This is a genomic window from Rhodococcus sp. PvR044 (genome assembly GCF_040548995.1).
Classification (GTDB): Bacteria; Actinomycetota; Actinomycetes; order Mycobacteriales; family Mycobacteriaceae; genus Rhodococcus_G; species Rhodococcus_G oryzae.
The window spans coordinates 280,729-305,401 of the sequence record NZ_JBEPSX010000008.1 but is presented as its reverse complement, the minus strand read 5'-3'; the positions used below and the strand labels follow the sequence as shown (position 1 = coordinate 305,401).

Here is a 24,673-nt window from a genome sequence, read left to right as displayed (position 1 = left end):
TTGCGAATGCCTCGCATCACAGACTCGAAAGAGACTGCGATGCGAGGCATTTCGCATATCCGGGGCAGAAACACACACACGCCCCGCCGGCCACCACACCCCGGCCACTCGCCGAGTGTGCACCTACCGACATACCTACTCGGCCGATGCCCCGACAACTGCACACTCGACACCACCACCCGGTCGGCCGAGTGTGCAGCTACCGACATACCTACTCGGCCGATGCCCCAACAACTGCACACTCGACGAGAAAACCCGGCCGTCGAGTCGACGGCCGGGTGTCTCAGTACTGCGGGATCAGCTCAGCAGGTGCGCGCAGCGCAGCAGGCCGAGATGGCTGTACGCCTGCGGGTGATTGCCGAGCGAACGCTCGGCCACCGGGTCGTACTCCTCGGCGAGCAGTCCGGTCGGGCCCGCCGCATCGACCAGTTGCGCGAACAGGGCCTCGGCGTCCGAGCGCTCCCCGATCAGCAGGTAGGCCTCGATCAACCAGGCCGCGCACAGGTGGAATCCACCCTCGCCGCCGGGTAGGCCGTCGTCGTGGTGGTACCGGTACACGGTCGAGCCGCTGCGCAGCTCCGCCTCGGTGGCCCTGACCGTCGCGATGAACCGCGGATCGGTCGGGTCGATGAGCCCGGAGAGCCCGATGTGCAGCGTCGCCGCGTCCAGATCGGTGCCGTCGTAGGCAGCGGTGTACGAGAGCGCACGATCGCTCCAACCGCGATCCTTGACCTCGTCTGCGATCTCGGCCCGTAGCGCCGTCCATCCGGGGCCGGACTGCCGGCCGAAACGCTCGGCCAGGGTCAGAGCCCTGTCGACGGTGACCCAGCACATGACCTTCGAGTACACGTGGTGGCGCGGGTTACCGCGGATCTCCCAGATGCCGTTGTCCGGTTCGTCCCAGCGGCGCTCGACCGCGGAGACCATGGCCTGCACCAGGTTCCAATCGGCGTCGGTGAGTACCTCGGTCAGTCCTGCCTTCTCGCGAGCCTCGGCGAGGTGCGAGATCAGGTCGACGATGGGACCGAAGACGTCGAGCTGCACCTGTGAGTTCGCGGCGTTGCCGACTCGGACCGGCCGTGAGCCCGAGTAACCGGGGAGGGAGTCGAGCACCGCCTCCGGCGGCAGGTTGGCGCCGTAGATCGTGTACAGCGGATGCAGGCGCTCGGGACCGGGCAGCGTCTCGAGCACCCCGTGCACCCACTCCAGGAAGTCCTCGGCCTCGCCGAGCGAGCCGAGCGAGACGAGCGCGGACGCGGTCAGCGACGCGTCCCGGAGCCAGCAGTAGCGGTAGTCCCAGTTGCGGACGCCACCGATCTCCTCGGGCAGCGAGGTGGTGGCCGCGGCCAGGATCGAGCCCGAGTCTGCGTGCACGAGGCCCCGCAGCGTCAGGGCGGAGCGCTTCATCAGCCCGCGCTTGCGGGCGGGCAGGGTCAGGCCGTCGGCCCAGTCGCTCCAATACGACTCGGCCAGCGACCGGCGCTCCGACTCCGGCACGGAGGTCGGTCCGAGTTCCGTGGTGCCGCAGCGCAGTTCGAGGACGATCGGTCCCTGCGCGGGGTCGATGACGGCACGCGCGCTCTGCTGGACACCGTCGCTGGTGATCTCCCACTCGATGCCGGGGGAGCGCAGTACGAGCGGATCGCTGGTTCCGTACACCCGCAGGCCGTCGGCCTCCTGCTCGAGGTGCACCTGCACCTGTCCGAACTCGGGACGCGGCGCGAAGGTCACCACGGCCTTGGCCTGACCCGTGATCACGCGGGTGAGGTCGGTGCGGCCCTGCTCGACGTCGTGGGGTAGGTAGTCGGTGACCTGCAGGCTCGCCCAACGGGTCTCGACGGTCATGGTGCCGTCGACATACCGCTGGCTGAGCGGCAGCGCCTCCCGCAGGGGGCCGACCGTGAAGTGGCCGGCGCCGACGCCGCCGAGTAGGTGCGCGAACACCGCGGCGGAATCGGGCTCCGGATGACAGAGCCAGGTCAGGGTGGCGTCGGGGGTCAGCAGCGCGACCGTCCTGGGGTTCGCCAGCATGCTGAGACGCTCGATCGGGGTGGCGCTTTCGCCGTGGAGCCAGGTGCGCCGCTCCTCGAGCAGGAACGCCAGCGCGGCGGAGACGTCTTCGGTGCTCGACACCCGGAACTCGGCCAGCGATTCGCCGGGGCCCACCTTCACACCGAGATCCGGTCCCTGGAGCCGGCTGAACGCCTTCTCGTCGGTGATGTCGTCGCCGAAGAACACGGTGGCGGAGGCGCCCTCGCGGTGCCGCAGGATGTCGAGCGCCTCGCCCTTGTCGGTGGTGATCACCGCGAGTTCGATCACGGCCTTGCCCTCGGTGACCTGTACGCCGTTCCAGGTGGCGGCACCACCGCGGACACGCGACAACGCCGCCTCGGCGATCTCGGGGGCGGCATTGCGCACGTGCAGGGCTGTGCTGGCAGGCTTGGTCTCGACGGTGACGCCCGGGCCCGCGGCGGCGACGGCCTGTAGCTCCTCGGTGACCTCCCGAAGCAATCGCTTGGCGTCGTCGTCGATCTCGCGCACGAAGCCGACGTCGAACTCGGAGCCGTGGCTGCCGACCAACTGCACCTCGACCGGGAGTCGGGACAGCATCGCCAGGTCCCGGAGCGCACGGCCCGAGATCACCGCCGATGTGGTGGCGGGCAGGCTCGCCAACGCGCGGAGGGCCCGCACGGACTCAGCGTGCGGGAAGGCTTTCGCGGGGTCGGAGACGATGGGCGCCATCGTGCCGTCATAGTCCGACGCCACGAGGAGCCGAGGCGTTCTCGCGACTGATACGAGACGCCTGCGAAGCTCGACGGGTAGGTCTTGCGCACTCACTGCGCAAAGTCTACTTACGCGACGCCCGGATCCTTGTAACCGCCGCCGAGAAGGAGTTCGACGGTCAGTTCCAGGCGCTTGGCGACGTCCGTCGCGGAGGAGCGACGGGTGAGCCAGGCGACGAGGTTCGAGAGCCACACATCGGAGATGACGCGAGCGATCGCGAGCTGCTCCTCGCTCGGCTCGCCGTCGCTCATCGCGCGGGCGAACAGCGAGTCCATCAGCTTGCCGACCTGATCGACCTCGGCGGCCGCGGAGGCGTCGGCGAACATGAAGGCTCGGGTCATGGCCTCGGTGAGCAGCGGATCGCGCTGCATCGCCCGGGTGATCTGGCCGAGGATCAGGTGCATGCGCTCGATCGGGGTGTCGCCGGGCGGCAACTTCTTGCGGGAGTCGATCTTCTCGAACTCGCGGGCGAGCGAGGACACCAGGAGGTGGACCTTCGACGGGAAGTACCGGTACAGGGTTCCCACCGCGACATCGGCACGCTCGGCGACGGCGCGCATCTGCACGGCCTCGTAGCCGCCCTTGGACGCGAGGGCCAGGGTGGCATCGAGGATCCGCTTGCGACGCTCGCGCTGCGCGTTGGAACTGAGATCCTCGTCGGTCAGCGTCGAGACGGCCCCGTTGGTCGAGGCGGTCTTAGCCGCGGAACGGGTTCGAGATGAGGAGGTCATCCACAGATTCCTTGATATCGGCGAGTAGTTGAGTTCGTGCAGTTCGTGCCAGGTCTTGACTCTTGCCCAGCCCACATATTAGAACACGTTCTAGACAAATTTGTCAGTAATGAAAGGTTGGCCTCCCTTGTGACAATCGCCACGACAGACGAGCAGCGTGCCGTCCAGGAATCGATTCAGGCCTGGGCCCGCGCGACGAACCCGATCGAGACGCTACGGCAGGGGCCGGCCGATTCGTGGCGGTCGCACTGGTCCGCCATCTCGGACCTCGGCCTGTTCTCGGTCGCGCAGGCCGAGGAGGTCGGCGGCGCCGACGGCGAGATCGTCGACCTCGCGGTGATGCTCGAGCAGGCGGCCGCCTCGCTGGCCGCGGGTCCTGTTCTCTCGACCGCGCTCGCGGCGCTGGTCGTCGGCCGCAGCGGCGAGGCCGCGGCCAAGCAGTGGGGCCCCGAACTGGCCGAGGGCAACCTGCCGGTCGGCGTCGTGGTCGACGGCGTCGTGACGGCCGAGGCCGACGGCGACGGCGGCCTGGTCCTCAGCGGTGAGGCCGGGCTCGCGCTCGGCGGCGCGCCCGGTGTCGGCGTGCTGCTCGCGGCCTCGCGTGGCGACGACACTGTGTGGTGCCTCGTCGACGCCGAGGCGGACGGACTGACCGTCGAGGCGTTGGAGAACGTCGACTTGAGCACCCCGCTGGGCCGGGTGTCCTGTGCGGGTGTCCGGGTGAGTGCGGACCGGATCGTCGTCGGGCTGCGCCCCGGACTGGTCAGGGATCTGGCCGCGACCCTGGTCGCCGCGGAGGCGGCGGGTGTGGCGGGCTGGTGCCTGCGGACCGCCGTCGAGTACGCGAAGATCCGCGAGCAGTTCGGCAAGCCGATCGGCTCGTTCCAGGCCATCAAGCACCTGTGTGCCGAGATGCTCTGCCGCGTGGAGCAGACCCGGGCCGTGGCCTGGGATGCCGCGGTCGCGGCGGAATCGGACGCCGAACTGCCCATCGCGGCCGCGGTCGCCGCGTCGGTCGCCCTCGATGCGGCCGTGGACACCGCCAAGGACTGCATCCAGGTGCTCGGCGGTATCGGCTTCACCTGGGAGCACGACGCGCACTTCTACCTGCGACGGGTCCTCTCGCTGCGGCAGCTGCTCGGCGGCGGCGCGTACTGGCGGGCCCGGGTGGCGGAGCTCACCCAGGCGGGCGAGCGCAGGCACCTGACCGTCGATCTGGGTGACCTCGAGGCCTCGCGTCCCGAGGTGCGCGCCGAGATCGAGGCGATCGTCGCGTTGCCCGAGGAGGAGCGTCGCGCCGCGTTCGCCGAGTCCGGGTACCTGGCTCCGCACTGGCCGGCGCCGTACGGAAAGTCCGCGAAGGCGGCCGAGCAGATCCTGATCGGCGAGGAGCTGGTGCGCGCCGGACTGGAGACGCCGAACCTGGTCATCGGGTGGTGGGCGGTGCCGACGATCCTCGAGCACGGCACCGCCGAGCAGATCGAGCGGTTCGCGATGCCCACGCTGCGCGGGGATCTGATCTGGTGCCAGCTGTTTTCCGAGCCGGGTGCGGGCTCCGACCTCGCGGCACTGCGCATGACCGCCGAGAAGGTCGACGGGGGCTGGGTCCTCAACGGTCAGAAGGTGTGGAATTCCCTGGCCCGCGAGGCGGATTGGGGCATTTGCCTGGCTCGCACCGACAAGGATGTGCCCAAGCACAAGGGCATCACCTACTTCCTGGTGGACATGCGCACCGCGGGGATCCGGGTCTCGCCGCTGCGCGAGATCACCGGCGACGAACTGTTCAACGAGGTGTTCTTCGAGAACGTGTTCGTGCCCGACGACGGCGTGGTCGGGCAGGTCAACGGTGGGTGGAAGCTGGCCCGCACCACGCTCGCCAACGAGCGCGTCGCGATGAGCGGCGGCTCCTCGCTGGGCAAGGCGATGGAGGAGCTGCTCGAGCTGGCCGAGCGCGGCGGCCCGAACGCCGTGACCGAGGACCGGGTCGGCTTTCTGATCGGCGAGGCCATGGTCGGCTCGCTGCTCGAGCACCGCACCACCCTGCGTCAGCTCGACGGACAGGATCCCGGTCCCGAGTCGAGCGTGCGCAAGCTGGTCGGTGTCCGGCACCGCCAGGCGGTCGCGGAGTTCGCGCTGGAGCTGTCCGGGCCGGGCGGCGCCATCGAGGGCCCGCTGTCCCGGGAGTTCCTGAACACCCGGTGCCTTTCGATCGCAGGCGGCACCGAGCAGATCCTGCTGACGGTGGCCGCGGAACGGATCCTCGGGCTGCCGCGGGACTAGCTGCGGCAGGAAGTGCCCGGCACGGGGGCGAAGCGTTGCTCCCGTGCCGGGCCCGAACCGTTGTCCCCGTGCCGGGCCCGAACCGTTGTCCCCGTGCCGGGGAGCTGATACAACTAGAACAAGTTCTAACTCGTAGGCGGGATTGTTCAGCGTGGATTTCTCTCTGGATCAGACACAAGAAACGGTGGCGGAGATCGTCGTGGGGCTGTTGGCCCGCGAGGTCTCCGATCCCGCCGATACCAGCGGCTTCAACCCAGCGTTGTGGGAGGCGATGGCGAAGGCCGACCTGCTCTCGCTCGCGGTGCCGGAGCGGCTCGGCGGCGCCGGGCTGGGCCTGCCCGAGGTGTTGCCGCTGCTCACCGAGACCGGCCGCGGTGCCGCGCCGGTGCCTGCACTGGCCACCCTCGGCTTCGGCCTGCTCCCGGTGCTCGCGCTGGGGACGCAGGAACAGCAGGACGCGATCCTCGCCGAGGTGGCGACCGGTCGGGTGCTCACCGCGGCTCTGAACGAGCCCGGAGCGGCATTTGCGGCGTCGCCGTCGACCACCGCGGTCGCCGACGGTGACGGTGTCGTCGTCAACGGCCTGAAGGTCGCCGTTCCGTTCGCCGACCTCGCCTACCGGATCCTGGTGCCGACCGACGCGGGCGTCGTGCTCATCTCGCCCGACGCCCCCGGCGTCACGCTGGCCAAGATCTCCTCGTCCTCGGGCAGCCCGGAGTTCACGGTGCGGCTCGACGGCGTCCGGGTCCCCGCGGCGGAGGTGCTGGGAGGCGACAACGCCACCCTGTACCGGATCGCGCTCGCGAGCATCGGTGCCTACACCGACGGACTGCTCGCAGGCGCCACCACGCTGACCGCCGAGCACCTGCGCACCCGTGAGCAGTTCGGCAAGCCCCTGGCGACCTTCCAGGCCGTGGCCCAGCAGATCGCCGACGTCTACGTGACGTCGCGGACCCTGCACGTCTCGGCGCTGGCGTCGGGCTGGCGGGTGGCCGAGGGCCTCGAGGCGGATGACGACCTCGAGGTGCTGGCCTACTGGATCGCGGCAGAGGTGCCCGCCGCGATGCGCACCCTGCACCACCTGCACGGCGGGTTGGGTGTGGACGTGACCTACCCGATGCACCGCTACTTCTCCATTGCCAAAGACCTGGCCCGCCTCGTCGGCGGCGCCTCATCTCGACTCGACCTCGTGGGGGCCCGGTGTTCATCGATCTGACACCCGAACAGCGTGAGCTGCAGGCGGAACTGCGCCGTTACTTCGCAGGCCTGATCTCTCCGGAGGAGGCCGAGATCATGCTCACCGAGCGGCACGGCCCCACTTACCGTGAGGTCATTCGCCGGATGGGCAAGGACGGCTGGCTCGGCGTCGGCTGGCCGGTGGAGTTCGGCGGCCGTGGCTTCGGCGAGATCGAACAGCAGATCTTCGTCAACGAGGCTGTGCGGGCGGATGTTCCGCTGCCGTCGGTCACCCTGCAGACCGTCGGCCCGACGCTGCAGACCTACGGAACCGAGGAGCAGAAGCGCAAGTTCCTGCCCTCGATCCTCGCGGGCGAGGTGCACTTCGCGATCGGCTACTCCGAGCCGGAGGCGGGCACCGACCTGGCCGCGCTGCGCACCACGGCGGTGCGCGACGGCGATGAGTACATCGTGAACGGCCAGAAGATCTTCACCACCGGTGGCCACGACGCCGACTACATCTGGCTCGCCGTGCGCACCGGCGACGCGGACTCGCGCCACCGCGGCATCTCGATCCTCATCGTGGACACCAAGGATCCCGGTTTCACGTGGACCCCGATCATCACCGCCGACGGAGCCCACCACGTCAACGCCACCTACTACTCCGACGTCCGCGTGCCCGCGAGCATGCTGGTCGGGGAGGAGAACAAGGGCTGGCGCCTGATCACCACCCAGCTGAACCACGAGCGCGTCATGCTCGGACCGGCCGGCCGTGTCGCGGGCCTGTACGAGAAGGTGCACGAGTGGGCGGCCAAGCGGGACCTGCTCTCCGAATCCGACGTGCAGCGCGGCCTCGGCGAGATCCATGCGACCTACCGGCTCAACGAGCTCCTCAACTGGCAGGTTGCTGCGGCGACCGGCGACGTGGACATCGCGGACGCGTCGGCGACGAAGGTCTTTGCGACCGAGCGCATCCAGCGTGTCGGCCGGATCGCGGACGAGATCATCGGCGCGCACGGCGACCCGGGTGACCCGGAGACCGCGAAGCTGATGCGCTGGCTCGACGTGCAGGTCAAGCGGAACGTGGTGATCACCTTCGGCGGCGGCGTCAACGAGGTCATGCGCGAGCTCATCGCGATGGCCGGCCTCGGCCTGCCGAAGGTGCCCCGATGACCGCGGCGGAGGTTTCAGTGAACGACGGGTCTATGAGCGACAAGGAAGCATCGATCCTCGCGGCGGCCGAGCGGGTGCGGGCTGGCGGCGCCAGCAAGGCCCGCGCCGGCCGCGACCCGATCAACATGCCGATGATCCGCAACTGGGTCGAGGCGATCGGTGACGAGAACCCCATCTACGTCGACGAGGACGCCGCGGTCGCGGCGGGCCACGGCGGCATCGTCGCCCCGCCCGCCATGGCGCAGGTCTGGACGATGCGCGGTCTTGGTGCCGTGCGCGAGGAGGACGATCCGCTCGGCCGGATGACGGAGATCCTCGACGAGGCCGGGTACACGTCGGTGGTCGCGACGAACTGCGACCAGACGTACCACCGCTATGTCCGCCCGGGCGAAGAGGTGACCATCGAGTCGGTCCTCGAAGACGTTGTGGGCCCGAAGAAGACGGGTCTGGGCGAGGGCTGGTTCTTCACCACCCGGAACTTCTGGAAGGTCGGCGACGAGGTCGTCGCCGAGATGCTCTTCCGGATCCTGAAGTTCGCGCCCCCGGCGAAGGAGGCGCCCGCTCCCGCGGGAGTCGCGTCGTCGAGCCTGGGCGAGTCGCTCGACGATCTCGACCCGACCCGGATGCTGCGTCCCTCGCAGTCGCGCGACACCGAGTTCTTCTGGGAGGGCGTCGCGGCGCACGAGCTGCGTCTCCAGCAGCGCCAGGACGGTTCGCTGCAGCACCCGCCGGTGCCGGCGATCTGGAAGGACAAGTCGGAGCGCACGGACTACGTCGTGGCCTCCGGGCTCGGCACCGTCTTCAGCTACGTCGTGCACCACGCGCCGAAGGTGCCGGGTCGTTCGCTGCCGTTCGTCGTCGCGCTCGTGGAACTCGCGGAGGGCGTGCGGATGCTCGGCGAGCTCCGCGGCGTCGATCCGAGCGAGGTCGCGATCGGGATGCCGGTGCAGGTGGAGTTCCTCGACCTGCCGGGCGACGACGAGACCGGACAACAGCCGTGGACGCTGTACGCGTGGCGTCCCGTGAAGGAGCAGTGATGAGCTCGACCCTGACAGCGACGGTGGGGGAGACCCTGCCCGCCCTGTCCATCCACGGCGATCCGACGTTCATCGTGTCGACGGCGTTGGCCACCAGGGACTTCCAGGATGTTCACCACGATCGGGACAAGGCGCAGCAGCGCGGATCGAAGGACATCTTCGTCAACATCCTCACCGACACCGGGCTGGTGCAGCGGTACGTCACCGACTGGGCCGGTCCGCGTGCGGTCATCAAGTCGATCAAGCTGCGTCTCGGTGTGCCCTGGTACGCCTACGACACGCTGACCCTGACCGGTGCCGTCTCCTCGGTCGAGGACGGCCTCGTCACCCTCGATATCGTCGGCAAGGACAGTCTCGGTGACCACATCAAGTCGACGGTCACCCTCGTCATGGACGGAGCGACGGCATGAGTGAGCTGTCCGGCAAGGCCGCCATCGTCGGCATCGGTGCCACCGATTTCTCCAAGGACTCGGGGCGCAGCGAGCTGCGTCTCGCCGCCGAGGCGGTCCAGGCCGCGCTCGATGACGCGGGCCTGAAGCCGTCCGACGTGGACGGCCTGACCTCGTTCACCATGGACACCAACACCGAAGTGGCCGTTGCGCGTTCGGTCGGGATCCCGAATCTGAAGTTCTTCAGCCGGATCCACTACGGCGGCGGCGCGGCTTGCGCCACCATCCAGCAGGCCGCGATGGCGGTGGCCACCGGCGTCGCGGACGTCGTCGTCGCCTACCGTGCGTTCAACGAACGCTCGGGAATGCGCTTCGGACAGGTGAATTCGGCCTTGGTGCAGCAGGTGAACTCCTCCGGCACCGACAACGCGTTCTCGTACCCGCACGGGCTGAGCACCCCGGCGTCGTTCGTCGCGATGATCGCCCAGCGCTACATGCACGTGTACGGCGCCACCAGTGCGGACTTCGGACGGGTCGCGGTCGCGGACCGCAAGCACGCGGCGACCAACCCGAACGCCTTCTTCTACGGCAAGCCGATCACGATCGAGGAGCACCAGGCCTCGCGGTGGATCGCCGAGCCGCTGCACCTGCTGGACTGCTGCCAGGAGACCGACGGCGGCATCGCCATCGTCGTGACCTCGCCGGAGCGCGCGAAGGACCTGCCGAACACGCCCGCGATCATCGCCGCCGCGGCGCAGGGCAGCGGGGCCGATCAGTACATCATGACCAGCTACTACCGGGACGGCCTGAGCGGTCTTCCGGAGATGGGGCTGGTCGGCGACCAGCTGTGGGCCCAGTCGGGGCTGCGTCCGCAGGACATGCAGACCGCGGTGCTCTACGACCACTTCACCCCGTACGTGCTGATGCAGCTCGAGGAGCTCGGCTTCTGCGGCCGCGGCGAGGCCAAGGACTTCATCGCGGACGGTGCCATCGAGCTGGGCGGACGGCTGCCGCTGAACACCCACGGTGGGCAGCTGGGCGAGGGCTACATCCACGGCATGAACGGCATCGCCGAGGGTGTCCGCCAGATCCGCGGCACGTCGGTGAACCAGGTTCCGGACGTGCAGAACGTCCTCGTGACGGCAGGCACCGGTGTGCCGACCTCCGGGCTGGTCCTGACGGCGTAGGCGCCTCCGGCGCCCGTGCGCGGTTGACGAGTGCTAGGACTCGTCAACCGCGCACGGGCGCGTCAGCGCCTTTGCGATCGGCGCGGTGAGCGCGGCGATGCTCTCGGCGGTACCCGGCACGGGGCCCTCGAGTGCCCTGGCGCCGACGGTCCGGTCGAAGACCAGGCCCTCCAGGAGGGCGATCAGGTCCGCCGCGTCCTGCTCCGGGTCGCCCGTGTCGAGCAGGCGGGTGAGCCCGACCGCCCGCTCCCGGGAGAACAGGCTCACGGCCAGCGCGGCCTGAATCTGAGTGTCGTGCACCATCTCCAGCGTGAGTGCGTAGCGGGCACGGATGTCGCGGGCGCGGTCGCCGAGCAACCCGTCGACGTAGACCGCGATCCCGTGGGCGATCTCGGCGATGTCCGTGTTCGGCTCCTGCGGCTCCGGCTGGGAATCGGTGAAGGCGCGTCGTGACCGCTCGGTGAGGTGTCCGACCGTCGCGACCAGCAGGTCGCGCTTGGTCCGGAAGTAGTAGGACGTAGATCCCGCGGGCAGTCCCAGGTGCCGGTCGATGCCGCGATGGGTGAGTGCGCGGATGCCGTCCGTGGCGATGATGTCGAGCGCGGCATCGGTGATGCGCGCCCGTCGGTCCGTCGTTTCCGTCATTGATGTTGCTCCGATCACGTTGACCCATGAAACTCTACATTTGTAGAGTCGCACTATGAAATCGATCCGAGTGGATGCGTTCGACCGGGCCGCGCAGGGCGCCGGATTCGTGCTCGATCCCGCGCAGCGGGCGGCCGCCGAGCGTCTCGCCGCGATGGACCTCAAGACCGGTCGTGGCATCTACCTCTGGGGCCCGGTCGGCAGGGGTAAGACCTGGCTGATGGACGTGTTCCACGATGGCATGAGTGGCGTTCCGACCGTTCGCGTGCACTTCCACGAGTTCTTCCGCCGACTGCACGAGCTCGCGCACACCGAGGGGATCGACCGCGCGTTGGACCGGCTGCTCGGGCGCAGCAAGATCCTGTTCTTCGACGAGTTCCACGTACACGACGTCGGCGACGGCGCGCTGTTGACCAGGCTGCTCGGGGCGCTGGGCAAGCGCAAGGTGACGCTGGTGGTCACCTCGAACTATCCGCCGGACGGGCTGATGCCGAACCCGCTGTTCCACGACACGTTCGTGCCGACCATCGAGGTGCTCAAGGCGCGGATGGAGGTCGTCGAGGTCGCGGGCGCCGTCGACTACCGCGGGCAGGGGGCCGGTGGGCGGCGATTCGGTGCGGGGCGGTACCTCTCCGACGCGGCCGGCCTGCAGTGGCCCGCGGCAGGCGATCGCGTCACGCTCCGCCCGACCACCCAGGCCATCACGGCGCTCTCGGCGGCAGGCGATCTCGTCTGGTTCGAGTTCGCGGACCTGTGCGAGCGGCCGACCTCGACGCTGGACTACCTGAGCCTGGCGGCGGCATACCCGCGCTGGGTGCTGAGCGGCGTGCCGCGGATGGCGGACGCGAGTCCCGATGGGGTGCAACGATTCTGCAATGTCGTCGACATCCTCCACGACCAGGACACCGAACTGACGCTGGTCGGCGCGGATTGGCGGGTGCCGGGACCCGAGCCTGTCGCGGGCGGGCTGGACCTGACACGCACCCGCAGTAGATTGGCGCTGCTGGGATGAGCTAGCCGGCGGCGGGGTCGAGGTCGCGATCGGTCGACGACCCCGCCGCCGCCGACGGCCCCTGCTCGTCCCCGCGGCCGCGGGTGATCAGCCATCCGAAGGCCGTCGCGACCGGGAACATGACCACGCCGTACACCGCGGCGGGGACCGCGATGCGGGTGCTGTCGAGCAGGCTGATCGCGATCGTGATCGCGAGCGTGCTGTTGTGGATGCCGATCTCCATCGAGCTGGCGATCGACTGCCTGCTGGCGATGCCCAGCCTCCGCGGCAGCACGTAGCCGATGCTCAGGCTCAGGATGCAGAAGATCAACGTGATCAGCCCGACGTCCGCCAGGTACCCGGTGACGTTCTCCCGCTCGGCGATCACCGTGCCGACGATGACCAGGGCCAGGACCACGGCCGAGCCGATCCGGACGGGACGATCCATCCGGTCCGCGAAGGCGGGCCACGCCTGCCGTACCCAGACGCCGACGGCCACCGGGATCAGCACGATCGCAAAGATCTGCAGCACCTTCGAGAACTGCAGGCCGAGGGAACCCGTGCCGTCCGACGGTGCGAAGTGTCCGAGCGCGAAGTTGGTGATCAGCGGCAGCGACACCACCGCGATCACCGAATTCACCGCCGTGAGTGTGACGTTCAGTGCCACATCGCCGCGGAACAGGTGGCTGAACAGGTTTGCCGTTGTCCCTCCGGGGGAGGCGGCAAGCAGCATCATCCCCACCGCCAGCAGTGGCGGCAGGTCGAACAGCAGCACCAGTCCGAACGCGATCGCGGGCAGCAGGATCAACTGGCACGCCAGCGCGATCGCGACGGCCTTGGGATGCCTGGCCACGCGGGCGAAGTCTCCGACGGTCAGGGACAGGCCGAGGCCGAACATGATGATCGCCAACGCGAGCGGCAGTGCGACAGTGGACAGCCCGGAATTCATCGCTGGTCCCCATTTCCTGGAAGTCTCGCGGCGTGCACGCGTCGCCGGCAGAAGTCTCGGCGCAAAGATACGGGTGTCCGCACCGGAATTGGGCATATCGCCCAGATTGGTCGTGCCGGAGGGCGCACCGTCGTCGCCGCGTCGACGAAGCGGTCTTCCGCTGCTATGACGGGTGGCATAGCCTCGCTGGGACGGTACCCGGCGAGAGGTGGAATCGATGACGGTCGCACACGCGGTCAAGGACCAGATCCAGCAGATCGGTGGGGGATTCATGTTCTCCCGTGAGGCCAAGGAGTTCGGCCGTACCACCGGGGTGGACGGCTTCATCGGCCCGTATATGCGCGGCCGGTGCGGTGTCCTCGGCGAGGTCGACGCCGACGTCGTGACGGCCGCCGCGGGGTTCTTCCCCGCCGACAGCGTCCGGGCCGCCTGGGAGTCGGTGACGATGCCCGCCGCCGAGGCCGCCCGTGGGTACGCGCTCGCCGCGCAGCAGTTCGGTGTCCGCAAGCTCGCCGCGTTCGACGCCGCCGAGCGGCTCGCCGAACTGATGGATGCGGTCGCGGGCAATGCCGATCCCGCGGGCGTGCCGCTGTTCGCCGGCTGGCGTGCCGTGCCACTGCCCGCAGAGCCGCGGGCGCGGGTCCTCCAGCTGACCCACGTCCTGCGCGAGCTGCGCGGCGGGCTCCACCTCGTCGCAGTCAAGAGCCAGGGCGTCAGCCCACGGGACGCCGTCCTGATCGCCGGGTCGCCGCTGGCCAGCGGGCCGGACCAGGCCGCCCTCTACGGCTGGCCCGCGCCCTACACGGCGCCGGGCGAGGATGTCCGGGCCAGGTGGGCGCGCGCCGAGGAGATCACCGACGAACTCGCCTCCCAGGCATTCGACGTCCTCGACGAGTCCGAGGGCAAGGAGCTCGTCACCCTCCTCGCGGACGCCCACGCGGGAGTGTTCCCGCCTCGCTGATCGCGGATCGACCTGCGCGCATCCATCGATCCCGTGCGGGCGCCGTGCGACGATGGAGTGGTGGGCACGGCGGTCGGTCGCACTGCCACGGTTATCGCGTTGATCGTGGTGAGCGTCCTTGCGCTCCGCGGCTACCTGCCCGAGATCGAGCAGCCGACGGCGCCACCCAGGTCTGACGGAAGGGCCGCGCTGGTCGCGATGCTCGTCATCGCCGCCCTCGCGGTCCTGGTGGCCGCGGTCGCCCTCGTAGCGGTGCTGGTACTGGGCCCCTCGCGTAGGCCCGTGCGGCCGGCGCCGACGTGGATCGGCCATCGCGCGGCGCCCGGCCGGTGGTGGCAGGGGGCGGCATGGTTCGGGTTCGCGGGACTGGTGGTGGTCGCCGCGCTCGCCCTCGCACCGAACCGGGACCGGGCGGCCCCCACCGATCCGAATGGCGGTGCGACGGATCCGACTGTGTCAGCGGTCGGACAGCCACCGGCGCCGCGGGGCAGCGAGATCTGGCCGGACGTCCTGCTGGTGTTGCCGCTGTTGACCGCGCTGCTGTTGGCCGGGGCCGTTGCCCGCGCGCGGCTCCTGTTGCCTGATCGGAGCGATGCCCGCGAGGAGGACGCCGTCCCCGCGGCTAGGCGCGCGGCCGCCGAATCCTTGCGGCGCGCAGCGGAACTGGGCCTCGTCGCGGTCGCGAACACCGGGGCCGACCCCCGATCGGCCATCATCGCCTGCTACCTGGCGATGGAACGCGGTCTGGGTGCGGCCCCCGACGCCGCGCCGCTCGCGTCCGACACCCCGTCGGAGGTGCTGGCACGTGCGGTACGCCACGGCGTGCTGCACCGGGAGAGCGCCACGGCGCTGGTCGGGCTCTTCGAGGAGGCCAGGTTCAGCGGGCACGAGATGACCGAGCAGAACCGGAGTACCGCGGCGGAATTGTTGCGCGCGGTCCTGGCCGAGCTGAGGGAGACGCGATGCGTCGCGTCGCCGTGATCGGGATCCTCCTCGTCGCGGCGCTGGAGGCGATCGCGCTGCGGGCGGGGGCGCCTGCGGCCTCGCTGATCGCGGTCGGAGCGTCGGCCGCCGTCGTGATCTTCGCGATGCGCCGAACCGTCGACGCGGCACCGGCGGCGGGAGAGGTCGCCGCGCCACTGAACTCCCAGGAGGAGATGTTGCGTCGCTGGCGGCTGCGCACGGAGACGCTGGTGAGCTGGGCGGACGGTTCGTGCGCGGACTGGGACCGGCACCTGCGACCACTGCTCGCCCGCGAGTTCGTGCACGTGAGCGGACCGCGTGCGCCCCGTGGTCATGCCGAGATCGAAGCGGCAGGGGCGGCGATGTTCGGCGCCGACCTGTGGCGGTGGGTGGACCCGGCCGGGGCGCGCGCGGGAGATCCGGATGGGCCCGGCCCCGGGCGCGGCGCACTCGAGCGCATCCTGACCCGACTGGAGCAGCTGTGACCGCCGCGACGCAGGCCACCACGGCCAGAGCCGGGGCGGTCCTCGCCGAGGTCGAACGGGCCGTGGTCGGCAAGCGGGAGGCGATCACGACCGTGCTGCTGGTGGTCCTCGCCGGTGGGCACGTGCTGATCGAGGACCTGCCGGGGTTGGGCAAGACGCTGATCGCGCGATCCTTCGCGGCGGCGCTCGGTCTGGAGTTCACCCGTGTCCAGTTCACGCCCGATCTGCTGCCAGCCGACCTGCTCGGCTCGACCGTCTACGACATGCAGTCCGGACGGTTCGAGTTCCGCGCCGGACCGGTGTTCACCAATGTCCTCCTCGCCGACGAGATCAACCGCACGCCGCCGAAAACACAAGCGGCACTGTTGGAATCGATGGCGGAGGGACAGGTGAGCATCGACGGCGTCACCCGGAGGCTGCCGGATCCGTTCATCGTCCTCGCCACCGACAACCCGATCGAGTACGAGGGCACCTATCCGCTCCCCGAGGCGCAGCTCGACAGGTTCATGTTGCGGCTGCGGGTGGGATACCTCGGCACCGCGGACGAGCAGGAGATGCTGCAGCGCCGCCTGGACCGGGGCGCCGACACCGTGACCGTCCGGGCGATCGTGACGGCCGAGGAACTGCACGCCATGCGCGGCAGCGTCGAGCAGGTCTCGGTGCATCCGGACGTGCTCCGCTACGTGGTCTCGCTGGCGGCCGCGACCCGCTCGCACCCCCAGGTGGAGGTCGGCGCGAGCCCGCGGGCCGAGCTCGATCTCGTCCAGCTCGCCCGGGCGCGGGCGCTCCTGGGCGGTCGGGACTACGTCATCCCCGAGGACGTCAAGGCGCTGGCCGCGCCCGCGATGGCGCACCGGATCTCGCTGCGACCGGAGATGTGGGTACGCCGGATCCACGCGGAGGAGGTGGTCGCCGACATCCTGCGCCGGCTGCCGGTGCCGAGGGCGAGCACGTGAGCGCGATCGAGTGGCGGGCCTCGCCCGCGGCGGCGGCGCTGGCGACGTGCGCGGCCACCGCTCTGGTCGTCGCGCTCGTCGGCGGCAGGCCGGAGTTGCTGGCCTTCGCCGCCCCGATGCTCGGCGCGCTCGCGGCTCGCGCACTGCTGCCGCGCCCCGTCGATCGCGTGACCGTGCGCGGCGAGCCCACGACGGTCCGGCTGTTCGAGGGAGAGTCGGTGCGGCTGGCGGTCGCGGTGGAGGAGGCCGGCTCGTGGCCGGGATGCGGTGTCCGCGCCCTTCCGCAGGAAGGGCTGGAGATCGACCAGGAAGCGGCGAGCTCGGGCGATCCGCGCACGGGCGTGCTGATCACCGCCGGGCGGTGGGGGAGATATCGGCCGCGGGTGGCGGTCGACGCGACCGCGGCGGGCGGGTTGTTGGTGGGCGTGGCGGTGGCCGAGGTGGCCACGGTCGATGTGTTCCCACTGGTGGATCCGAACCAGCCGGGGATCCCCCCGACGGACCTGCCCGATCGGTTCGGGGCGCATCCGACCGCACGGCACGGGCCAGGGGTGGAGTACGCCGACATCCGCGCCTACGTCCCCGGCGACCAACTGCGAGCGGTGAACTGGCCGGTGAGTGCGCGTCGTCGTGCCCTGCACGTCACCGAACGTAGGACGGACCGAGCGGCGGACGTCGTGGTGTTGATCGACGCACACCCGCAGGCGCCCGGGCCCGCGAGCGAGAGCCTGGATCGGTCGGTGCGCGGCGGTTGTCAGGTCGCGCAGGCGGCTCTTCGGCGTGGTGACCGCACCGCGGTCGTCGTGCTCGGAGCCCGATCGCGATGGCTCGCACCGGATCTCGGTCGTCGGCAGTTCTATCGCCTCGTCGAGGCCGTGCTCGGGGCCGGGGAGCGCACCGTGCCGCTCGAGGGCACGCTCGTGCCGAGGCCCGCCGTGCCGCCCGGCGCCGCGGTGGTCGCCTTCACCACGCTGCTGGACACGGACTTCGCCCTGGCGCTCATCGACCTCCGCAAGCGGGGCCGCACCGTGGCCGTGGTGGACGTGCTCGCGGGTCCGCCGTTCTCGGACGAGCTCGATCCGACCGTCGCGAGGATGTGGCGGCTCGAACGCCGAAACATGTATCGGGATCTCGGCGTCCTGGGGATCGATGTCGTTGGCTGGCAGGGTGATTCGTCCCTCGATCGTGTACTGGCCGGGATCGGCCGTCGGGGCAGGCGGGTGGTGGTGCCGCGATGACGGGGTTCACCGGACCGAGCGTGATGGCCCTCGGGGCCGGCTTCTCGATGAGCGCCGCCGTCGTTCCGCACGCGCAGGCGCCTGCACTGATCGCGGCCGGGCTCTCCGCCGTGGGGGTGCTCGCCGCGAGGTGGAGCCGGGTGGCCGTGGTCTGTGCAGTGCAGTGCGCGCTGCTCGCGTTGGCGCTCGGCGAGCCCACGCCGGTGCAGGCGGGCCTCGCCGGAGTCGGGGCGACGGTGTTCGTGCTGGCCGCTCATGCCGCGCACACCCCTGGGACCGCGGTCACCGAGGTGGGACTGGTGCTCGCGGTGGCGGTCGTGACCGCAGGCGCGGCGGTGTCGGTGTTCCTTTTGCCCTTCGAGATCGCCTGGCTGCCGCTGGTCGGGCCGATCGCCTGCCTGGCGGTGTATGCGTTGGTGCTCGCGCCCTATGCCTCGACGAAACGGGTTGGTAGTGCCGGTGATCGGCATCTGGTGGACTGAGCGGCCGGGCCGCGCGGACCCTGCGGCGAACCAGGCGCGCGCACCCACCGGGAGGTCTGGGTCCGATCTGGTCCTACGGTTGGGCGAAGTACCCACGGCAGTGAGATCGAGTTCGACAGGGTCGTTCGTGATCGGCCACCCGGTGACAATCGGGGTGGCGCGACTGCCTCACACCCACAGCAAGGAGCATCAGTACGTGGACGGCACCACCGATTCTTCGGCGTTGGACCTGGAGGAACACCTCCCACGTCTGACGGCGCGTGGCGTGATCCTCAGCCTGCTCGTCAGCAACCATCCGGCTCGACCCACCCCGGCGCAGGTGGTTCGTGCGGCGGGAGCCTTCGGCATCAAGGAGTCCGCTGCCAGGGTCGCGCTGAGCCGGATGGTCACCGGCGGTGACCTGATCCGGACCGCCGACGGATTCCACCTGAGTTCGTCGCTGCTCGAGCGGCGTCAGCGGGTGCTCCACGAGGTGCAGCAGGACACCAGGGCCTGGGACGGGGAGTGGGAGATCGTGGTCGTGACCGGGACCGGGCGAGATCCCGGCGACCGGGTCACCCTCCGGTCCCGGCTGTCGCGACTGCGCTTGGCCGAGTTGCGCGAGGGGGTGTGGCTGCGTCCGGCGAACCTGATTCGCCCGCTGAACCTGGCGGACCAGCCGGTGCAGACGATGCGGGGTCGGCCGGACGGCGGCGCCGAGGAGTTGGCCGCCCAGCTGTGGGACCTCTCCGCCTGGGAGGCGGAGTCCGGTCGGCTGCTCGACCTGATGGATCTCGCCGTCAGCGCTGTCGACCGTTTCACGGTGGCCACCGCGATCGTGCGCCACCTGCTCACCGATCCCGTCTTGCCGCCTCAGCTTCAGCCGCGCCCGTGGAACGCGGAGCGTGTGCACGTGGCGTGGGCCGCCTATCAGGAGGAGTTTGTCGCGATCCCCGAGGTGGGAGACGGTTCGGAGAGCTGAATATTACTCATTGACATCGACTGTTTGAAAAACGTAATGTCCCTCGCATAGTCGAAGGAGGCAGCCATGCAGACGCATGAGGTTTTCAATCAGGCCAACCCGCTCGAGGGCCACAACGTGGCCGACGACCAGACGCTGATGGACGGGCTCGTCCGCGAGGGCGCCGAATGGTCCGTGGGCGAGGTGAGCGCGCTCGGTGAGCTGGCGGGCACCGCCGAGGTGCAGGACTGGGGACGGCTGGCCAACGAGAACCCGCCGATTCTGCGGCCATACGACCGCTTCGGCCACCGGATCGACGACATCGAGTTCCACCCGGCCTGGCACAACCTCCTGTCCACCGCGGTGGCCAACGGCCTGCACGGCGCGCCGTGGTCGGACGACCGCGCAGGCAGCCATGTCGCCCGCGCCGCGAAGTTCTACGTGTGGTCGAACGTCGAGGCCGGTCACACCTGCCCGATCTCGGCGACGTACGCCGCGATCCCCGCCCTGCGGGACAACCCGGAGTTGGCGGCCACCTACGAGCCGCTGCTGTCCAACGGCTTCTACGAGTCGGGCCTGAAGGCTCCCCTCGGCAAGGCCGGCCTGCTCGCGACGATGTCCATGACCGAGAAGCAGGGCGGCTCCGACATCCGTGCGAACACCACGCGGGCGATCGCGCAGCCGGACGGCAGCTATCGGATCATCGGTCACAAGTGGTTCACCTCCGCCACCATGGCCGATCTCTATCTGGCCCTCGCGCAGACGGACGCGGGCGTCACCTGCTTCCTGGTGCCGCGCGTCCTGCCCGACGGCACCCTCAACGACGTGCGGTTGATGCGGCTCAAGGACAAGCTGGGCAACCGGTCGAACCCGTCCGGCGAGATCGAGTACCAGAACGCGGTCGGCTGGCGGATCGGCGAGGAAGGCCGGGGCGTGCCGACCATCATCAAGATGGTCAACATGACGCGACTGGACTGCCTGATCGGCGCGGCGTCGGGCATGCGCCGCGGCGTCACCCAGGCCGCGCATCACGCGACCTACCGCAAGGCATTCGGCGCCTACCTGATCGATCAGCCCCTGATGCGCAACGTGCTCTCGGATCTGACGGTCGAATCCGAGGCCGCGTCGCTGCTGATGATGCGCCTGGCCGGAGCGCACGACCGGTCCACCCGCGGTGACGAGGCGGAGTCCCGGTTCCTCCGGCTGGCGCTGGCGATCGGGAAGTACTGGGTGTGCAAGCGGTGGCCCGCGCACGCGGCGGAGTCGCTGGAGTGCTTCGGCGGCAACGGCTTCATCGAGGAGTCGCAGATGCCGCGGCTCTTCCGCGAGTCCCCGCTCAACGGCATCTGGGAAGGCAGCGGCAACGTGGCGGCACTCGACGTGCTGCGTGCCATGGCCAAGAGCCCGCAGTCCGTCGAGGCGTTCTTCGCCGAGGTCGCCCTCGCGGGCCCCGAGCCCAGCATCCAGCGCGCCGTTGCCGAGATCCAGGCCCAGCTCACCGATCTCGCGGGCGCTGAGGTCCTGGCCCGCCGGGTCATCGAACGGATGGCACTGGTTCTGCAGGCATCGCTGCTGGTCCGGTTCGGCGACCCGGCCGTCTCCGACGCGTTCATCGCGACCCGCCTCGACGGTGACCGGGGCAGCGTCTACGGCACCCTGCCCGGCGGTGTCGACTTCGCGGCGATCCTCGGCCGCATCACCCCGAAGGTCGGCTGAGCGACCACATTCCGAGCCGGACCCATACAACGCAAGGGAGTCGACAATGCAGGGAATCGGTGAGTGGGCGGTCCAGCGCGCCCAGCTGAGCGGGGACAAGGTCGCGTTCGTCTACGGCGAGCGTTCCTGGACGTACGGCGAGTTCAACGACCACACCGACCGACTGGCCAACCAGCTTCGTGGTCGGTTCGGGGTCCGGCGCGGGGATCGGGTCGCGGCCGTCGTCGCGTCCTCGGTGGAGTGCCTGGAGATCCTGTTCGCGAGCGCAAAGCTCGGGGCGATCTTCACGCCGATCAACGTGCGCCTGACCGCGCCGGAGATCGGGTACGTGCTGGCCGATCTCGGCGCGGAGCTCTTGTTCGCGCACGGGCAGTTCAGCCAGGTGCCGGACGCGTTGACCGAGCCGGGGGTGCGGGTGCGCGACGTCGTGACCCTGGGCGACGAGTACGACACCCTGCTGTCCGACGGGAGCTCGGTGCCGGTGCCCTCGCAGGTCGACCGGCACGACGTGGCGGTGATCATGTACACCTCGGGCACCACCGGCCGCCCCAAGGGGGCGATGCTCACGCACGAGAACCTGCGGGCGAACGCCGTCGCCGTCACCTCGGCGTTCGGGCTGCGCAAGAGCGATGTCACCATCACCGCGCTGCCGATGTTCCACATGGGTGGGCTGGGGCTGCACACGCTGCCCTTCATCTACCTGGGCGCCCGCAACGTGATCCTGCCGTCGTTCGACCCGACCGTCGTCCTGGAGCTGGTGGCCAAGGAACGGGCGACGCAGCTGCTGCTCGTGCCGACCATGTGGCAGGCGGTGACGGCGGTGCCCGATCTCGAGCGCTACGACCTGTCCTCGCTGGACTGCGCGCTCATCTCCGGGGCGCCCGCGCCGATGGCGGTGCTCGAGTTCTTCGCCGATCTCGGCATCCCGATCGAGGAGGGCTTCGGGATGACCGAGTGCGCGCCGTCGGTCGCGAAGCTCGACGCCGAGCACGTTCGCACCAAGGCCGGGTCCATCGGCCGGTCGTTGTTCGGCATCGAGACCCGGATCGTGGACGACCGGGACCAGGACGTGCCCGCCGGCACCGTTGGCGAACTCCTCGTCCGGGGCGACAACGTGTTCGTCGGGTACTGGATGCGCCCCGAGGAGTCGGCCGAAGCGTTGCGCGGCGGCTGGTTCCACTCCGGCGACCTGGGCTGGGCCGACGAGGACGGCTTCATCACCCTGGTCGACCGACGCAAGGACATGCTGATCAGCGGCGGGGAGAACGTCTACACCCGCGAGGTCGAGCTGGCGATCGCGCAGATGCCCCAGGTGCGCGACGTGGCCGTGGTCGGTGCCGCACACGCGAAGTGGGGCGAGACCCCGGTGGCGTTCGTGGTCGCCAAGGACGGCGAAACCCTCACCGAGGAGGAGGTCATCGCGTTTGCCCGCCAACGCCTGGCCGGATTCAAGACGCCGACCAGTGTGTGCTTCCTCGCTGCGCTGCCGACCACCGCGACGGGAAAGATCCAGAAGAACGCTCTGCGTGATCGGCTGTCCGCCACCATGTCCGACGGATAGCCGAACAGATCGAGTGACGACGGCCGGTCGTGGCGCTGCCACGGCCGGCCGTCGTCATGCCGTGGTGAGTTCCTCACCCCGCGAACGCGGACGCCGGTGGTGCCCGCGCGGGTTCGCGGGCACCACCGGCGTCGGTGGAACGGGGATCTCTGCGCTACGGCAGCAGCTGATCCATGAAGGAGTTGCTGTAGATCCGGTGGGGGTCGAGCGTGTTGAACGCCGCCCGCGCGCTGTCCCAGTTGTCGCTCGCGGGCACACCGTCGCGGTAGCTCTGCGGCAGGGCGCCGCTGATGATCCCGCCGTCGGTGTACGGGTCCGCGCCGAACGCCCAGCCCTTCGACCACTCGGGGCGGAAGGTGTAGTCGTTGCCCGTGTAGTGCGAGCGCATCCACTGCTCCATCTCGCGGTAGAACTCGAACATGCCGGGGGTACCCGGGACGCCGAGCACGTTCAGCCAGATGGCGGTGTCCCACTCGGGGTGGTCCGGGCGCGGACGCATCGCGGAGATGGTCGGCGCGCCTGCCGAGGGGACCTTGACGTCCGCGGCCTGGTCGAGGCCGCAGCAGCGGATCTCGACGGGACCGTTGAGCGGGTACTGACCCTTCGCCTTGTAGAACTCGATGCGCTCGTTGAACCAGTGGGTGAAGTCGTGGATGACCTGACCGATGTTGGCTCGGTTGGTGATGACCGCGCCGCCGCCCTCGGTCAGGCGGAGGGTGGTGGCCTTGATGTAGAACTGGATGTCCTTCGACCAGCCCCAGATGTCGTTGGCGCCGGTCGCGGCGAGCCCGGCGACCGTGGTCGTGTACATGATGTTGCCGAACGCAGGCGCGATGCCGGGCAGACCCGAGTTCATCTGTCCGAGAAGGTCGGTGACCGCCTCGGGCAGGTTGTCCGAGAACGGGTAGTTGTACGGGCCGGTGACCTCACGCGCCCCGGCGGGCTTGGTGGGTGCGACCGACCAGACCTTGAGCCACGGCTTCTCGGTGAAGGGGTACCAGATGGCCTCCACGCCGCCGTTGGAGGCGACGTAGCTCTCGAAGGTGCGGCCCGAGGCGCCCTTGGCTCCGAACATCTCGGTCCACTTGATGTCGGTGTAGCTCTGGCACCGCATCCGGAAGTTCGGACCCGCCTGCAGCGTCACCGAGGTGAGGAAGGTGCGGCCGAGGTTGGTCAGCAGGGGCTTGATCTGAGGATCGTTGCGGGAGTAGGTCTTCTCCGCGTACTTGGAGCCGTCCCAGACCACCGCGGTCAGCGAGGTCACCAGGTTGCTCAGCGAGCCGTATGTGTGGCCCGGGGTGGTGGCCTGTCCGTTGGCGGGCAGGGCGGCGCCGTGCGCATCCACGGCAAGCGAGCCCGCGATCGACAGCACGCCCGGCGCGGGCAGGTTCGCGAAGCCGAGGCCCTGTGCCTGCAGCGCGGTGGTGATCGCGTCCAGGGTGGCGCCCGGGCCCGCGGTGACGGTCGCCGGGGCGCCGCCCGCGTTGACCGAGACGCCGTTGAGGTGCTTCATCGTGTCGACCAGGATGACCTTGTCGACGGGGGCGCCGTTGACGACGGTCAGCGGGGTCCAGCCGTGCATGGCGCCGCGCGGACGGATCTTGTACCCGTTGGCGTGCGCCCAGTTCGCCAGGCGGACGACGTCGTCGGGCGACTTGGGATGACAGGTCCAGACGGAGTCCAGCATGATCTCCTTGGACCAGTTCTGGTACGCCTGCTGCGCGAGTTCGATGCCGTCCGGGAAGCTCGGCGGCGCGGGGAGTGTCGGCCCGCCGAGCGAGCCCGAGCCGCCTGCCGAGCCCGACGAGCCGAGCGGGATGGCGTAGACGGGCGTCCACGCGCCCGCCGCCGTCGCTGCCAGGGCCCCCGCCCCTGCAGCGAGGAATCCCCGCCTTGATAAGCCGAGACGCTTATCGTTCGATTCCGGCATGCGTTTACTCCAGTCGTGTGTGAGAGAGGGGGAGTTGTGTTCGTCAGTGCTGGGTAGGTCGGTCGGCCGTGCTGGGAACGGCCGACCGACCAGTCGTTC

General features: G+C 69.8%; 21 protein-coding genes. 16 read left to right on the top strand and 5 right to left on the bottom strand.

Annotated features, from left to right (window positions below; translation table 11 throughout):
* Positions 1-297: 297 nt before the first annotated feature.
* Positions 298-2,838, bottom strand: coding sequence for a trehalose-phosphatase (otsB, locus tag ABIC28_RS19695; RefSeq protein WP_354580428.1), 2,541 nt, complete (start codon positions 2,836-2,838; stop codon positions 298-300).
* Positions 2,839-2,852: 14 nt separating this feature from the next.
* Entirely contained in the window at positions 2,853-3,515 is a 663-nt protein-coding gene (gene kstR, locus ABIC28_RS19690; protein WP_136910817.1) for a cholesterol catabolism transcriptional regulator KstR, read from the bottom strand.
* A 129-nt stretch (positions 3,516-3,644) separates the two neighbouring features.
* Here kstR and ABIC28_RS19685 point away from each other — a divergent pair, with 129 nt between their 5' ends.
* The 6 genes from ABIC28_RS19685 (at position 3,645) to ABIC28_RS19660 (ending at position 10,757) form a co-directional block, all read left to right on the top strand.
* A complete protein-coding gene (locus ABIC28_RS19685) occupies positions 3,645-5,795 on the top strand; it encodes an acyl-CoA dehydrogenase family protein (RefSeq protein WP_354580425.1) in 2,151 nt (716 codons plus the stop codon).
* 151 nt (positions 5,796-5,946) lie between these two features.
* The gene (locus ABIC28_RS19680; protein WP_269590437.1) at positions 5,947-7,011 is read left to right on the top strand and encodes an acyl-CoA dehydrogenase family protein; all 1,065 of its coding nucleotides are present in this window, start codon (positions 5,947-5,949) and stop codon (positions 7,009-7,011) included.
* A complete protein-coding gene (locus tag ABIC28_RS19675; RefSeq protein ID WP_269590436.1) occupies positions 6,996-8,144 on the top strand; it encodes an acyl-CoA dehydrogenase family protein in 1,149 nt (382 codons plus the stop codon). The genes ABIC28_RS19680 and ABIC28_RS19675 overlap by 16 nt, the downstream gene beginning before the upstream one ends.
* Before the next feature lie 32 nt (positions 8,145-8,176).
* Positions 8,177-9,181 carry a bifunctional MaoC family dehydratase N-terminal/OB-fold nucleic acid binding domain-containing protein gene (locus ABIC28_RS19670; RefSeq protein ID WP_097214262.1) on the top strand — a complete coding sequence of 335 codons (1,005 nt, stop codon included), beginning with the start codon at positions 8,177-8,179 and terminating at the stop codon, positions 9,179-9,181.
* Complete coding sequence (locus ABIC28_RS19665) at positions 9,181-9,591, top strand: MaoC family dehydratase (protein WP_077042936.1); 411 nt, start codon at positions 9,181-9,183, stop codon at positions 9,589-9,591. Before ABIC28_RS19670 ends, ABIC28_RS19665 begins: the two co-directional genes overlap by 1 nt.
* Positions 9,588-10,757, top strand: coding sequence for a lipid-transfer protein (locus tag ABIC28_RS19660; protein WP_077042935.1), 1,170 nt, complete (start codon positions 9,588-9,590; stop codon positions 10,755-10,757). The genes ABIC28_RS19665 and ABIC28_RS19660 overlap by 4 nt, the downstream gene beginning before the upstream one ends.
* A gap of 33 nt (positions 10,758-10,790) precedes the next feature.
* On the opposite strand, the gene ABIC28_RS19655 is transcribed toward ABIC28_RS19660, so the two are convergent.
* Complete coding sequence (locus ABIC28_RS19655) at positions 10,791-11,402, bottom strand: TetR/AcrR family transcriptional regulator (protein WP_269590435.1); 612 nt, start codon at positions 11,400-11,402, stop codon at positions 10,791-10,793.
* A 55-nt stretch (positions 11,403-11,457) separates the two neighbouring features.
* Here ABIC28_RS19655 and zapE point away from each other — a divergent pair, with 55 nt between their 5' ends.
* Positions 11,458-12,414 (top strand): cell division protein ZapE, encoded by a 957-nt coding sequence (gene zapE / locus ABIC28_RS19650; RefSeq protein ID WP_354580420.1) that lies wholly within the window; start codon positions 11,458-11,460, stop codon positions 12,412-12,414.
* Position 12,415: 1 nt separating this feature from the next.
* Here the strand turns inward: zapE and ABIC28_RS19645 are convergent, their stop codons facing one another.
* Positions 12,416-13,342 (bottom strand): bile acid:sodium symporter family protein, encoded by a 927-nt coding sequence (locus ABIC28_RS19645; RefSeq protein ID WP_209927681.1) that lies wholly within the window; start codon positions 13,340-13,342, stop codon positions 12,416-12,418.
* Between the two features lie 217 nt (positions 13,343-13,559).
* Between ABIC28_RS19645 and ABIC28_RS19640 the strand changes: the two genes are divergently transcribed.
* From ABIC28_RS19640 to ABIC28_RS19600, 9 genes are all read left to right on the top strand, one after another.
* The gene (locus ABIC28_RS19640) at positions 13,560-14,303 is read left to right on the top strand and encodes an SCO6745 family protein (protein ID WP_209927679.1); all 744 of its coding nucleotides are present in this window, start codon (positions 13,560-13,562) and stop codon (positions 14,301-14,303) included.
* A 105-nt stretch (positions 14,304-14,408) separates the two neighbouring features.
* Positions 14,409-15,284: a DUF4129 domain-containing protein gene (locus tag ABIC28_RS19635; RefSeq protein ID WP_143548533.1), complete on the top strand. Its 876-nt coding sequence runs from the start codon at positions 14,409-14,411 to the stop codon at positions 15,282-15,284.
* On the top strand, positions 15,266-15,751 hold the full coding sequence (locus ABIC28_RS19630; protein ID WP_097214268.1) for a hypothetical protein: 486 nt from the start codon (positions 15,266-15,268) through the stop codon (positions 15,749-15,751). The genes ABIC28_RS19635 and ABIC28_RS19630 overlap by 19 nt, the downstream gene beginning before the upstream one ends.
* A complete protein-coding gene (locus ABIC28_RS19625) occupies positions 15,748-16,707 on the top strand; it encodes an AAA family ATPase (RefSeq protein WP_354580417.1) in 960 nt (319 codons plus the stop codon). The genes ABIC28_RS19630 and ABIC28_RS19625 overlap by 4 nt, the downstream gene beginning before the upstream one ends.
* Positions 16,704-17,945 carry a DUF58 domain-containing protein gene (locus tag ABIC28_RS19620; protein ID WP_354580415.1) on the top strand — a complete coding sequence of 414 codons (1,242 nt, stop codon included), beginning with the start codon at positions 16,704-16,706 and terminating at the stop codon, positions 17,943-17,945. The genes ABIC28_RS19625 and ABIC28_RS19620 overlap by 4 nt, the downstream gene beginning before the upstream one ends.
* The gene (locus ABIC28_RS19615) at positions 17,942-18,427 is read left to right on the top strand and encodes a hypothetical protein (protein ID WP_143548534.1); all 486 of its coding nucleotides are present in this window, start codon (positions 17,942-17,944) and stop codon (positions 18,425-18,427) included. The genes ABIC28_RS19620 and ABIC28_RS19615 overlap by 4 nt, the downstream gene beginning before the upstream one ends.
* Before the next feature lie 196 nt (positions 18,428-18,623).
* Positions 18,624-19,388, top strand: a complete 765-nt coding sequence (locus ABIC28_RS19610) for a PaaX domain-containing protein, C- domain protein (protein ID WP_209927675.1) — start codon at positions 18,624-18,626, stop codon at positions 19,386-19,388.
* Between the two features lie 66 nt (positions 19,389-19,454).
* Entirely contained in the window at positions 19,455-21,083 is a 1,629-nt protein-coding gene (locus ABIC28_RS19605; RefSeq protein WP_097214272.1) for an acyl-CoA dehydrogenase family protein, read from the top strand.
* Between the two features lie 46 nt (positions 21,084-21,129).
* Positions 21,130-22,644, top strand: a complete 1,515-nt coding sequence (locus tag ABIC28_RS19600) for an acyl-CoA synthetase (RefSeq protein WP_354580413.1) — start codon at positions 21,130-21,132, stop codon at positions 22,642-22,644.
* A gap of 154 nt (positions 22,645-22,798) precedes the next feature.
* On the opposite strand, the gene ABIC28_RS19595 is transcribed toward ABIC28_RS19600, so the two are convergent.
* Complete coding sequence (locus ABIC28_RS19595; RefSeq protein WP_097214274.1) at positions 22,799-24,574, bottom strand: cholesterol oxidase substrate-binding domain-containing protein; 1,776 nt, start codon at positions 24,572-24,574, stop codon at positions 22,799-22,801.
* Between the last annotated feature and the right edge of the window lie 99 nt (positions 24,575-24,673).